The sequence below is a fragment of the Pseudomonas sp. RT4P38 genome, from assembly GCF_054897765.1.
In genome coordinates this window covers 566383-579742 of the sequence record NZ_CM142703.1, presented here as the reverse complement: position 1 = coordinate 579742, position 13360 = coordinate 566383, and the positions used below count along the sequence as shown (strand labels likewise).

Below are 13360 nucleotides of genomic sequence, written 5' to 3'. Positions count from 1 at the left end.
CCCTGTGGGAGCGAGCTTGCTCGCGATGAGGCCATAACAGTCAACATCGATGTTGCCTGTCAGTCCGCCTCATCGCGAGCAAGCTCGCTCCCACAGGTTATGCGCCAGATTCTAACCGTTGTAGTGCTTCTCGCCCCAGGCCAACAGCCCTTGCAGCAATTCCTTGAGCACCACCTGGGTCGGTGCTGCCAGATCCGGGCGATAACGGAACGGCTCGAACTCTTCCATGTACGTGCACTGGCCCAATTCCAGTTGCACCGCATGGATGTTCTCGGCCGGATTGCCGTAATGCCGGGTAATGTGGCCGCCCTTGAAGCGACCGTTCAGCACATGGCTGTAATCGCCGTGGCGCGCGCAGATGGCTTCCAGCTGACTGGCCAACTGTGAATCGCAACTGGCACCGTTAAAGGTGCCGAGGTTGAAGTCCGGCAGCTTGCCGTCGAACAGGTGCGGGATCACCGAACGGATCGAGTGCGCATCGAACAGCAATGCGTAGCCAAACTCGGTTTTCAGTCTTGCCAGTTCCTGCTGCAAGGTGGTGTGGTACGGAGTCCAGATCTGCTCCAGATAAGTCACGCGTTCTGCGGCCGATGGCTCATGCCCTTCGCGGAACAACGGAATACCGTCGAACAGCGTCGCCGGGTACAGACCGGTGGTGGCGCCGACATACAAAGGCTTGTCGTCAGACGGTCGATTCAGGTCGATGACAAAACGCGAGTACTCGGCGGCCAAGGTGCTGGCGCCCAGCTCGGCAGCAAATTCATAGAGCTGCGGGATATGCCAGTCAGTGTCCGGCAGGCTTTTCGCGTCGGGGATCAACCCGGCTTCGACCGTCGGGGTCAGGCGCAGGCCGGCGTGGGGCATGCTGATCAGCAACGGCACGCGGCCTTGTTTGAAGTTCAGAACCTTATCCACAACTGTTCTCCTAAATGCTCACTTCAACGCCGTGACGCACGACGCGTTTTTCCAGGTCACCGCCCAGCCAGTACGACAGATCGGCCGGACGATCGATTTGCCAGGCGACGAAATCCGCGACCTTGCCGACTTCCAGCGAGCCGTGAGTCGCGGCCATGCCCAACGCGGTAGCGGCATGAATCGTTGCACCGGCCAGCGCTTCTTCCGGGGTCATGCGGAAACAGGTGCACGCCATGTTCAGCATCAAGCGCAACGACAGCCCCGGTGAGGTTCCAGGATTGAGGTCGCTGGCGATGGCGATTTTCACGCCGTGTTTGCGCAAAGCTTCCATCGGCGGCAATTGGGTTTCCCGCAGAAAGTAGAACGCACCGGGCAGCAACACCGCGACGGTGCCGGACTTGGCCATGGCAATGGCGTCATCTTCGGTCATGAATTCCAGGTGATCGGCCGACAGTGCGTGGTAACGCGCCGCCAGACTCGAACCATGTAATGACGACAACTGTTCGGCGTGCAGCTTCACCGGCAAACAGAGCTTCTGCGCGGTGATGAACACCCGCTCGACCTGCGCCGGCGAAAACGCCAGGTATTCGCAGAACGCGTCGACGGCATCCACCAGCCCTTCGGCGGCCAGGGCCGGGAGCATCTCGGCACAGATGTGATCGATGTAGTCGTCGGCGCGATCCGCATACTCCGGCGGCAAGGCGTGAGCGGCCAGGCAGGTGCTGCGCACGCTGACCGGCAGTTCGGCGCCGAGACGGCGAATCACCCGCAGGATCTTGCGTTCGCTGGCCAGGTCGAGACCGTAGCCGGATTTCATCTCGACCGTGGTCACGCCGTCACGCATCAGGCTCTTCAGGCGTTTGGCGGCGCTGGCGAACAGTTCGTCTTCGGTGGCCGCGCGGGTGGCGCGTACGGTGCTGGCAATGCCACCACCGGCCGCTGCGATTTCGGCATAGCTGACGCCCTGCAAGCGCTGTTCGAATTCGCCGCTGCGGTTACCGCCGAACACCGTATGGGTGTGGCAGTCGATCAGGCCCGGAGTCACCCAGGCCCCTTTAAGATCATTGACCGCCGGGTACTCGCCCGACGGCAGTTCAGCGCGTGGGCCGATCCACTCAATGTGCGCTCCTGACGTCACGATGGCCGCATCCTCGATGATCGAGTAGGCGCCTTGCGCCATGGTTGCGACGTGGCAGTGTTGCCAGAGAGTTTTCATCCGTGGCCTCCGTTAGGTTATCGATGAGAAAAAGAGGGTTCCCGCTCAACCGGTACTGCCTTGCCTGCCGCCGGTTTCACCCACGTCAGGTAGGCCAGCACCAGCAATACAATCCAGACCACGCCGACGATCAGAGCCGCCTGGGTGTCCGGGAAATAGCCCAGCACGCCAAAGATGAACAGCATGAACGCAATCGCCGCCATCGGCGCATAAGGCCAGAACGGCACCGGAAATTTCAGCTGTGCGACCTGTTCGGCACTCATGGAACGACGCATCGCCACTTGGGTGAACAGAATCATTAACCAGACCCACACCGTGGCAAAGGTCGCGACGGAGGCGATTAACAGAAAGACGTTTTCCGGAATCAAGTAGTTCAGCAACACACCCAGCAGCAGCGCGACGCTCATCACCACCACGGTCATCCATGGCACGCCATTGCGCGACAACCGGGCGAAGCCCTTGGGCGCATGCCCTTGTTGGGCCAGACCGTACATCATGCGGCCAGCGCCGAAGATGTCGCTGTTGATCGCCGATATCGCCGCCGAGATCACCACGATATTGAGAATGGTCGCCGCCGAGCTGATCCCCAGGTTGTCGAAAATCTGCACGAATGGGCTGCCTTGGCTGCCAATCTGCTGCCATGGAAAGATCGACATCAGTACGAACATCGTCAGCACGTAGAACAGCAGGATACGCAACGGTACGGCATTGATCGCCCTGGGCAGCACGCGCTGCGGGTCTTTGGCTTCGCCGGCGGTCACGCCGATGATTTCAATGCCGCCGAACGCAAACATCACCACCGCAAACGAAGCGATCAGGCCGCCCACGCCATTGGGCATGAAGCCGCCATGGCTCCAGAGATTGCTGATGTCGGTCGCCTGAGCACCGGGCGCGGTGCTGATGCCGAACAGCATGATGCCGAAGCCACCGAGGATCATCGCGACGATGGCCGCGACCTTGAGCAACGACAGCCAGAACTCCATTTCACCGAAGACTTTGACGTTGCACAGGTTCAAGCCGCCGACCACCGAAACGATGCCCAGTACCCAGATCCAGCGGGCGACTTCCGGAAACCAGAAGCCCATGTAAATACCGAACGCGGTGACGTCGGCCATGCCGACGATGACCATTTCAAACGCGTAGGTCCAACCAAGGATGAAGCCCGCCATCGGCCCCAGATAAGTGCTGGCGTAGTGACCGAAAGAACCGGCCACCGGGTTGTGCACCGCCATCTCACCGAGGGCGCGCATGACCATGAACACCGCCGCGCCACCGATCAGGTAAGCGAGCAGGACCGCGGGCCCGGCCATTTGAATGGCCGAGGCAGAACCGTAAAACAGCCCGGTGCCGATCGCCGACCCCAGTGCCATGAAGCGAATATGTCGAGCAGAGAGCCCGCGTTTCAAACCTTTTGCTGGCTGTTGCATTTCTCGTCCTTAATTATTCTTATTCGACGCAAAATCGAATCGCGAGCAGGCTCGCTCCCACAGGGTTTACGCAATCCAATGTGGGAGCGAGCTTGCTCGCGATGGGTCCATCACAGGCTAGGCAGCAACTTCGCCGGTACCAGCGCGTTCAGGCAACGGGTCGCCAACAACTCGCTCGCCGCGTTGATGTCCGGCGCAAAGAAGCGATCCTTCTCGTAGAAAGGCACTTTCGCACGCAGAATCCCGCGGGCCTCTTCCAGCTTCGAAGAAGTCTTCAGACCATCGCGCAGATCCAGACCTTGGACCGCAGCCAACCATTCCACCGCGAGAACGCCACGAGTGTTTTCGGCCATTTCCCACAGACGCTTGCCGGCAGCAGGGGCCATGGAAACGTGGTCTTCCTGGTTCGCCGACGTCGGCAGACTGTCCACCGAGTGCGGATGGGACAACGCCTTGTTCTCGCTGGCCAGTGCCGCAGCGGTCACCTGGGCAATCATGAAGCCGGAGTTCACGCCGCCATTGGCCACCAGGAACGGCGGCAGTTGCGACATGTGCTTGTCCATCATCAGCGAGATACGACGCTCGCTCAGGGAACCGATTTCCGCGATGGCCAGCGCCATGTTGTCGGCGGCCATGGCGACCGGTTCGGCGTGGAAGTTACCGCCGGAGATCACGTCACCTTCAGCGGCGAATACCAGCGGGTTGTCCGAAACGGCGTTGGCTTCGATGGCGAGCACTTCGGCGGCCTGACGGAACTGGGTCAGGCAGGCGCCCATGACTTGCGGCTGGCAGCGCAGGGAGTAAGGGTCCTGAACCTTTTCGCAGTTCTGGTGCGAGTCGGACACTTCACTGCGCTCACCCAACAAATCGCGGTACGCGGCAGCGGCGTCGATCTGGCCTTTCTGGCCACGGGCGGCGTGAATACGAGCGTCGAATGGCGAGCGCGAGCCCAGCACGGCTTCAACGGTCAGGGCGCCCAGCGCCACAGCGCCAGCGAACAGGTCTTCACCTTCGAACAGACCACGCAGTGCGTAAGCGGTGGAAACCTGAGTGCCGTTGAGCAGCGCCAGACCTTCTTTCGCCGCCAGGGTCAGCGGGGTCAGACCGGCGACTTTCAGCGCTTCGGTTGCTTCCATCCACTCGCCTTTGTAGCGGGCCTTGCCTTCGCCCAGCAGCACCAGCGACATGTGGGCCAAAGGCGCCAGGTCGCCGGATGCACCCACCGAGCCTTTCAATGGAATGTGCGGGTAAACCTCGGCGTTGATCAGGGCGATCAGTGCGTCGATGACCTTACGACGAATGCCGGAGAAACCACGGCTCAGGCTGTTGACCTTGAGCACCATGACCAAGCGAACCAGTGCGTCGCTGATCGGCTCGCCAACACCGGCGGCGTGGGACAGCACCAGCGAGCGCTGCAGGTTTTCCAGGTCTTCGCTGGCGATACGGGTCGACGCCAGCAGGCCGAAACCAGTGTTGATGCCATAAGCGGTGCGGTTCTCGGCGAGGATCTGTTCCACGCAGGCAACGCTGGCTTCAATCTGGGCCGCAGCGCTTTCATCGAGGGTGATTTTGACCGGCTGCTGATAGACATCACGCAGTTGGGCAAGGCTCAGTTGGCCGGGAATCAGGTTTAACGCAGTCATTTCTATGCTCCTTTTGAGAGATTTTATTAACTCACCAGACGCTCCGGAGATGTCCGTTGTCCGTCGCGTCTCGCCTTCTGGGGAGCCGCGCCTTGGCACGCTGGTGTGGTGGGAATCAGTTCAGGTTCGGTAACACTTTGTGCAGCAAAATCGGGTCTTTCAAAACGGCAGCGGCACTGGCGATGTCTGGTGCCAGCCAGCGGTCCTGGTCGTAGGCCGGAACTCGCTCGCGCAGCAGACGCCAGGCGGCATCAGTGCCAGCGCCGAAGCGTTGTTCCTTCAAGAATTCAAATGCCTGAGACGCCAGCAGGTACTCGATGGCAAGGATCTGCGTGCAGTTTTCCAGAGCGCGATGCAACTTCAGCGCGGCGTTGGTGCCCATGCTCAGGTGGTCTTCCTGCAGGCCCGACGTGACGTAGTTGTCGAGCACCGCCGGTTGTGCCAACTGGCGGTTTTCCGCACACAGGGAAGCGGCGACGTACTGGACGATCATCATCCCGGAGTTCACTCCCGGATTGGCCACCAGGAATGCCGGCAAACCGCTGACATGCGGGTTGATCAAGCGGTCCAGACGACGTTCGGCGATGGAGCCGATTTCCGCCATGGCGATGGCCAGCAAATCTGCCGCCATCGCGACCGACTGGCCATGCGGGTTGGCCTGGGACACCACTCGGAAGTCGTCCGGCGTACCCAGCAACATCGGGTTGTCGGTGACCGAGTTGAGTTCGGTTTCAATCTGCTTTTTCGCGTGCTCAAGCTGATCGCGAGCGGCGCCGTGAACTTGCGGAATCGAGCGGATGCTCAATGCATCCTGCGTACGAATGCCTTTACTGCTGGCAATCACTTCACTGCCATCGAGCAACGCGCGCAAGTTGATGCCGACTTGCTGCATGCCTGGATGCGGTTTGAGCGCGATGATCTCGGCATCGAACGCAGCAATCTGACCGCGCTGGGCTTCGAAGCTCATGGCGCCGATCACGTCGGCCCATTGCACCAGACGCGTCGCGTCGGCGATTGCCAGGCAGCTGAGGCCGGACATGCACGGTGTGCCGTTCACCAGGCACAGGCCATCTTTGGCGCCCAGTTGAACCGGTTGCAGACCTTCTTCGGCCAGGGCCTGCTGCGCGGAAACGATCTGCCCGCGATAGCTGACATTGCCGACACCCAGCAGCGCAATGCTGATGTGGGCCATGTGGGTCAGGTAACCCACCGAACCCTGGGACGGCACTTGCGGGGTGATGCCGCGGTTGAGCAGCGCCAGAAGACCTTCGACGACCCGGCGATGAATGCCGGATTTGCCATGGCTGTAGTTGCGAATAGCGGCGCAGATGATTGCGCGAGTCTGTTCGTCGGCCAGTGGCGCGCCAACGCCACAGGCGTGACTGAGCAGGGTGTTGCGCGACAACTGGCTGAGCTGCTCGTCTTTGAGCGAGACATTGCACAGCGCGCCGAGGCCGGTGTTGACGCCATAAGCGCGCTCGCCGCTGACGACGATGCGCTGGACAATCGCCTGAGCATTTTCGATCCGCGCCCAGACCTGTGGCGACAGCTCAAGCTGTGCGCCATGACGGGCGACGGCGACCACATCCTGCCAACGCAGGTGGTCGCCTGCGATAACGATTTTTTCAGCCTGGGACATCATTAACCTCAACCGTACAACCTGAATATTGATGCAGCCCTACCGGCCCCATCGCGAGCAAGCTCGCTCCCACATTTGGAATGCATTCCCCTGTGGGAGCGAGCTTGCTCGCGATGGGGCCAGCACAGTCACCACAAATTTGTCAGACCACCGCCGCGCGCCGCTGTACGAACCGATCCACATACTCATCCGCCGGCGAATGCAGGATCTCTCTTGGCGTACCCACCTGAATCAGGCGCCCGTCCTTGAGAATCGCAATCCGGTTACCAATCCGCACAGCCTCATCAAGGTCGTGGGTGATGAAGACGATGGTCTTGTGCAGGGTCTTTTGCAGCTCCAGCAACTGGTCCTGCATCTCCGCGCGAATCAGCGGGTCGAGCGCACTGAAGGCTTCGTCCATCAGGATGATGTCGGTGTCCGCCGCCAAGGCGCGAGCCAGGCCCACACGCTGACGCATACCGCCCGAGAGCTGATGCGGGTATTTGTTTTCGTAGCCCTTGAGGCCCACGGTGTTGATCCAGTGCAGCGCGCGCTCGGAGCACATTTGCTTGGTCTCGCCACGCACTTTCAGGCCGTAGGCGACGTTATCCACCACGGTCTTGTGCGGCAGCAGGCCAAAGCTCTGGAACACCATGCTGATCTTGTGCCGGCGAAATTCGCGCAGGGCTTCCATGTCGTATTGCAGGATGTCCACGCCGTCCACCAGGATCGCGCCGCTGGTCGGGTCGATCAGGCGGTTGAAGTGGCGCACCAGCGTCGACTTGCCGGAACCCGACAGTCCCATGATCACGAAGATCTCACCGGTGCCGATGCTCAGGGACAAGTCGTTCACGCCGACCACACAGCCGGTTTCGGACAGCACCTGATCTTTGGTTTTGCCCTGACCAATCATGGCCAGCGCATCCTTGGAACGGTTGCCGAAAATCTTGAAGACGTTTTTGACTTCGATTTTGCTCACGGTTGCGTCGTTCATTTGCTCACCTCATGCCGTGGCCGACCATACGCCTGAGTAATACGGTCGATAACCACTGCCAGAATCACGATCGCCAGACCGGCCTCAAGACCACGTCCGACGTTGAGGGTCTGAATCCCCACCAACACGTCTTCGCCCAAGCCACGGGCACCGATCATCGAGGCAATCACTACCATCGACAGGGCCATCATGGTGGTCTGGTTAATCCCGGCCATGATGCTCGGCAGGGCCAGCGGAAGTTGCACGCCAAACAGTTGCTGCCAACGGTTGGCACCGAAGGCGTTGATCGCTTCCATCACTTCGCCGTCGACCTGGCGAATACCCAGATCAGTCAGGCGGATCAGCGGTGGTGCGGCGTAGATCACGGTGGCGAAAATCGCCGGGACCTTGCCCAGGCCGAACAGCATCAGCACCGGGATCAGGTACACGAAACTCGGCATGGTCTGCATGATGTCCAGCAACGGCATCAGCACCGAACGCAAGCGATTGCTACGTGCCGAAAGAATGCCCAGCGGAATGCCGATCAGCACCGAAATGACCGTCGCGACCATCATCAGCGCCAGCGTCTGCATCAACTTGTCCCAGAGGCCAACCGCGCCGACCAGAAACAGCAGACCGACGATCACGGCAGTGGTCACCACTTTACGGGTTGCGTGCCAGGCAACGCCCGCCACGATCGCCAGCATCAGCCACCAGGGCGCCGCACGCAGCAGGCCTTCAAGATTGACGATGGCCCACAACAGGGTGTCGGAGATGCTGCGGAACACGTCGCCGTAGTTGGTGACCAGCGAATCGACCCAACTGTTGACCCAGTCGGCGATGGAAAAGGTAAAGCTTTCGGGAAACATAAGAGACTCTCAATCAAGGGGTTGCGATCAAGCACCCGACTGCCGCTCAGGGCAGTCGGAGAGGCTCAACCTACAAGGCCGCGTCGATCTTTTTGGCTGCGTCTTCGCTCACCCACGCGTGCCAGACTTCAGGATGTTCCTTGAGGAAGATTTTCGCCAGTTTTGGTGACTCGATCCGCTCTTTGGCCATGCGCCCGAGGTTCTGGTTGAGCAGGTCGATTGGCAGGTTGACCTTCTCCAGCACAGCCACCAGTTCCGGGGCTTGCTCGTGGAAGGTCTTGGACAGGCCGACCTTGATGGTCACTTCCTTGTTCACGCCTGGTTTCTCTTCGAGTTTCACCAGATCAACCTGGCCCATCAGCGGGGTTGGCGACCAGTAGTAGAACAGGATCGGCTCGCCACGCTTGTAGCTCGACAACACCGCGGCATCCAGCGCCGGACCGGTGCCCGGACGGAAGTTGGTGTAGGTATTTTCCAGGCCGTAGCTTTTCAGCATTTCGCTGTTATCCAGCTCACAGGTCCAGCCGGCCGGGCAGTTATAGAAACGGCCCTTGGATGGCTCTTCCTGATCCTTGAACACTGCAGCGTATTTACCCAGATCGGCGATCGCTTTCAGGTCTGGGGCTTTGGGCTCCAGCTTGCGCTTGGCGTCGCCTTCGATCACGTAGCGCGGCACGTACCAGCCTTCGACAGCACCCACGACAGGCGCGCCGACACCGACAACCTTGCCGGCCTTCTCGGCCTTGTTCCAGACTTCGCTACGCCCAACCCATTCTTCGGCGAACACTTGAATGTCATTGCTGCTCAGGGCGTTTTCCATGGTGATGGAGTTCCCTGGCAGGCTGTCGACCTTGCAGTCGTAACCTTTCTCCAGCACGACCTGCATCACGTCGGTCAACAGCATGCCGCTTTCCCAGTTCAGGCCGGCGAATTTCACCGGCTTGCCCGACTCGCACCAACCGGCTGCCTGAGTAGCACCGGCACTGGCCAGCAGGCCCATGGAAAGCAATGTGGTCAGCAGGGTCTTGTTCGATTTCATTGTGTGACGCTCCTAATCATGAATTGGCTTACGGCAGTCAAGAGGCATCCAGCCCTGTCCACGTCCAATCAGGCCTGCGCCGCAGCGCGACCGGCCCCGCTTGTTATAGGTGCTGCATCGCTGTCCTGCTCGACCGGCAGAATCAGGTGATCGGGTACTGCGCTGTGCCATTTTTTCGCGCACACGTAATAGAGGGCTGCGGGAAGCACCAGACCGATGATCCAGGAAATATCCACGCCACCCAGAGCGTCCACCAGCGGACCGGTATAGAACTTGGTAGAGATGAACGGCAGTTGCACCAGCACACCGAAGACATAGACGCTGATACCGAGGGGGTTCCAACGACCGTAGCGACCGTTCGGATCGGCCAGCGCCGGCACGTCATAGCGCTCGCGAGTGATGCAGTAGTAGTCCACCAGGTTGATCGCGCTCCATGGCGTAAAGAACGCCAGCAAGAACAGGATGAACGACTTGAACGCACCGAGGAACGAGTGCTGACCGAGCAACGCGATCAGGGTCGCAGTGCCGACGATAACCAGCACGAAGACCAGACGCTGCAAGCGCGTTACTTTCAGGTCACCACGGAAACCGCTGATGACGGTCGCAATGCACATGAAGCTGCCGTAAGAGTTCAGCGTGGAGATGGTGACCTTGCCGAACGCGATGCTGAAGTACAGCAGCGCAGCGGTGGCACCGGTACCGCCCAGACCCACGATGTAGGCCACTTCGTGGCCGGCGAACTGCCCGTTGGCCGAGGCGGCGGCAAGCACGCCGAGGATCATCGCCACCTGTGCGCCAATGACCGAACCTGCGCCAGCGGCGAAGAAGGTTTTCACCGAAGAAGTCTTGCTCGGCAGGTAACGTGAATAGTCAGCCACGTAGGGGCCGAAGGCGATCTGCCAGGACGCCGCGAGCGATACCGCGAGCAGGAAACTGCTCCAGCTGAAGTGACGGATTTGCAGGAGTGCGCCAATGTCAGTCTGGCTCATCAGTCGGCTGAACAGGTAAACAAAGGCAATCACACCAATGACGCTGGCGACACGGCCGATGAAGTGGATCACCCGATAACCGAGCACCGTGACCAGCACGATGACACTGGCGAAGATAAGGATTCCGACGCTGTCGCTGACGCCAAACAACTGGCCCAGCGCCTGGCCGGAAAGCACGGTGCCCGTTGCGGTGAAACCGAGGTACATCAGACAGACCAGCACGATCGGGATGGCCGCGCCATACACGCCGAACTGTACCCGGCTGGAGATCATCTGCGGCAGGCCAAGCTTGGGCCCTTGCGCCGCATGCAACGCCATTACGCCACCGCCCAGCAGTTGACCGATCAACAGACCGATCAACGACCAGAACACATCACCACCGAGCACCACCGCCAGCGCACCCGTCACAATCGCGGTGATCTGCAGGTTGGCACCCAACCACAGGGTGAATTGGCTCAACAGACGACCGTGTCTTTCCGCTTCCGGGATGTAGTCGATCGAACGTTTCTCGATCAACGGTTTACTGCCTGCACGATCGCTATTAACAGCCATGATTCAACCTCTGTGGATTGTTGGTCGGTGTTGGTTGTTTCTCTGTAGGAGCGAGGCTTGCCCGCGAAGGCGTCTTTTCTGACACACCGCGGTGCATCGGTTCGCGGGCAAGCCTCGCTCCTACAGGTTTTGCGTCGGGCCACCCAATCAAGGTGACCCGGTTTTTTATTTACCGGTAATCATCGGCAGGTTCAGACCCTGTTCCTTGGCGCAGTCGATCGCGATCTGGTAACCCGCATCGGCGTGACGCATGACACCGGTAGCCGGGTCGTTGTGCAGGACGCGAGCGATACGCTCGGCCGCTTCGTCAGTACCGTCGCAGACAATCACCATGCCCGAGTGCTGGGAAAAGCCCATGCCGACGCCGCCGCCGTGGTGCAGGGAAACCCAGGTCGCGCCGCTCGCGGTGTTGAGCAGAGCGTTGAGCAGTGGCCAGTCGGACACGGCATCGGAGCCGTCCTGCATGGATTCGGTTTCGCGGTTCGGGCTGGCGACAGAACCGGAGTCCAGGTGGTCGCGACCGATCACGATTGGCGCGGACAATTCACCGCTGCGAACCATTTCGTTGAACGCCAGACCGAGCTTGGCGCGCAGGCCCAGGCCAACCCAGCAGATACGTGCCGGCAGACCCTGGAAGCTGATGCGCTCGCGCGCCATGTCCAGCCAGTTGTGCAAGTGGGCGTCGTCCGGGATCAGTTCTTTGACCTTGGCGTCGGTTTTGTAGATGTCCTGCGGATCGCCCGACAGTGCAGCCCAACGGAACGGGCCGATACCGCGGCAGAACAGCGGACGGATGTAAGCGGGTACGAAGCCTGGGAAGTCGAATGCGTTCTCGACGCCTTCTTCTTGGGCCATCTGACGGATGTTGTTGCCGTAGTCGAAGGTCGGAATACCCATTTTCTGGAAGTCGAGCATCGCTTTAACGTGCACAGCCATCGATTGCTTGGCGGCTTTGACCACGGCAGCAGGCTCGGTCTTGGCGCGAGCGCGGTATTCGTCCCAAGTCCAGCCGGCTGGCAGGTAACCGTTGAGCGGGTCGTGGGCGCTGGTCTGGTCGGTGACCATGTCCGGGCGCACGCCGCGCTTGACCAGTTCCGGCAGGATTTCAGCCGCGTTGCCCAGCAGCGCGATGGAAATCGCCTTGCCTTCTTTGGTGTATTTGGCGATGCGGGCCAGCGCGTCATCGAGGTCGGTGGCTTGCTCATCGACATAACGGCTGTTCAGGCGGAAATCGATGCTGACCTGCTGGCATTCGATGTTCAGCGAGCAAGCGCCGGCCAGGGTCGCGGCCAGAGGCTGAGCGCCGCCCATGCCGCCGAGGCCTGCGGTCAGGACCCAACGACCTTTCAGGTCATCGTTGTAGTGCTGGCGACCGGCTTCGACGAAAGTTTCGTAGGTGCCTTGAACGATGCCCTGGCTGCCGATGTAGATCCAGCTGCCGGCGGTCATCTGGCCGTACATGGCCAGGCCTTTGGCGTCCAGTTCGTTGAAGTGTTCCCAGCTCGCCCAGTGTGGCACCAGGTTGGAGTTGGCGATCAGTACGCGCGGAGCGTTGCTGTGGGTCTTGAACACGCCGACCGGCTTGCCGGATTGCACCAGCAGGGTCTCGTCGTCGTTCAGGTTGGTCAGGCTTTCGACGATCTTGTCGTAGCATTCCCAGTTACGTGCCGCACGACCGATACCACCGTAAACCACCAGTTCTTTAGGGTTCTCGGCGACTTCCGGGTCGAGGTTGTTCATCAGCATGCGCAGCGGCGCTTCAGTCAGCCAGCTCTTGGCGGTCAGCTTGTTACCGCGAGCGGCACGAATTTCAACGTCACGAAACTTTGTAAAAGAGGCGGTAGTAGGTTTCTGGGTATTGTCAGTCACGAAAAAGACTCCTCAGCGATCAATCCAAACCAACCCTGGCGGTGGGTAAGCCAGCCTGTGCGCGTCAAAGCGACACAAGCGAATCAGTGGACGTTGCGAGGAGTCTCGATTGACTCATACGCATACGTCTTTACTTGTACATACAAGCATATGCAATCAAGCGGCCAACTTGTTGGATGGGTGTTCAAGAAAAATTTCTGGAGCGCTGGAAGGCCCTTGGATCAAGGGTTTTGGCGAAGATGAATATTTG

10 protein-coding genes are annotated in these 13360 nt (G+C 60.1%); all 10 read right to left on the bottom strand.

Features of this window, described 5'->3' with window-relative positions; translation table 11 throughout:
- Window positions 1-111: 111 nt before the first annotated feature.
- The gene (gene hutG / locus ACYZT7_RS02710; protein WP_462039843.1) at window positions 112-915 is read right to left on the bottom strand and encodes an N-formylglutamate deformylase; all 804 of its coding nucleotides are present in this window, start codon (window positions 913-915) and stop codon (window positions 112-114) included.
- A 10-nt stretch (window positions 916-925) separates the two neighbouring features.
- A complete protein-coding gene (hutI, locus tag ACYZT7_RS02705) occupies window positions 926-2131 on the bottom strand; it encodes an imidazolonepropionase (protein ID WP_462039842.1) in 1206 nt (401 codons plus the stop codon).
- A gap of 17 nt (window positions 2132-2148) precedes the next feature.
- Window positions 2149-3558 (bottom strand): amino acid permease, encoded by a 1410-nt coding sequence (locus ACYZT7_RS02700; RefSeq protein WP_462039841.1) that lies wholly within the window; start codon window positions 3556-3558, stop codon window positions 2149-2151.
- A gap of 110 nt (window positions 3559-3668) precedes the next feature.
- Entirely contained in the window at window positions 3669-5201 is a 1533-nt protein-coding gene (hutH, locus tag ACYZT7_RS02695; protein WP_462039840.1) for a histidine ammonia-lyase, read from the bottom strand.
- 115 nt (window positions 5202-5316) lie between these two features.
- Entirely contained in the window at window positions 5317-6840 is a 1524-nt protein-coding gene (gene hutH / locus ACYZT7_RS02690; RefSeq protein WP_462039839.1) for a histidine ammonia-lyase, read from the bottom strand.
- 142 nt (window positions 6841-6982) lie between these two features.
- Window positions 6983-7813: a quaternary amine ABC transporter ATP-binding protein gene (locus tag ACYZT7_RS02685; RefSeq protein ID WP_462039838.1), complete on the bottom strand. Its 831-nt coding sequence runs from the start codon at window positions 7811-7813 to the stop codon at window positions 6983-6985.
- Window positions 7810-8661 carry an ABC transporter permease gene (locus tag ACYZT7_RS02680; RefSeq protein WP_074872803.1) on the bottom strand — a complete coding sequence of 284 codons (852 nt, stop codon included), beginning with the start codon at window positions 8659-8661 and terminating at the stop codon, window positions 7810-7812. Before ACYZT7_RS02680 ends, ACYZT7_RS02685 begins: the two co-directional genes overlap by 4 nt.
- 70 nt (window positions 8662-8731) lie before the next feature.
- Entirely contained in the window at window positions 8732-9700 is a 969-nt protein-coding gene (locus ACYZT7_RS02675) for an ABC transporter substrate-binding protein (RefSeq protein ID WP_462039837.1), read from the bottom strand.
- A gap of 68 nt (window positions 9701-9768) precedes the next feature.
- A complete protein-coding gene (locus ACYZT7_RS02670; RefSeq protein WP_462039836.1) occupies window positions 9769-11241 on the bottom strand; it encodes a purine-cytosine permease family protein in 1473 nt (490 codons plus the stop codon).
- Window positions 11242-11406: 165 nt separating this feature from the next.
- Window positions 11407-13110: a urocanate hydratase gene (hutU, locus tag ACYZT7_RS02665; RefSeq protein ID WP_462039835.1), complete on the bottom strand. Its 1704-nt coding sequence runs from the start codon at window positions 13108-13110 to the stop codon at window positions 11407-11409.
- Between the last annotated feature and the right edge of the window lie 250 nt (window positions 13111-13360).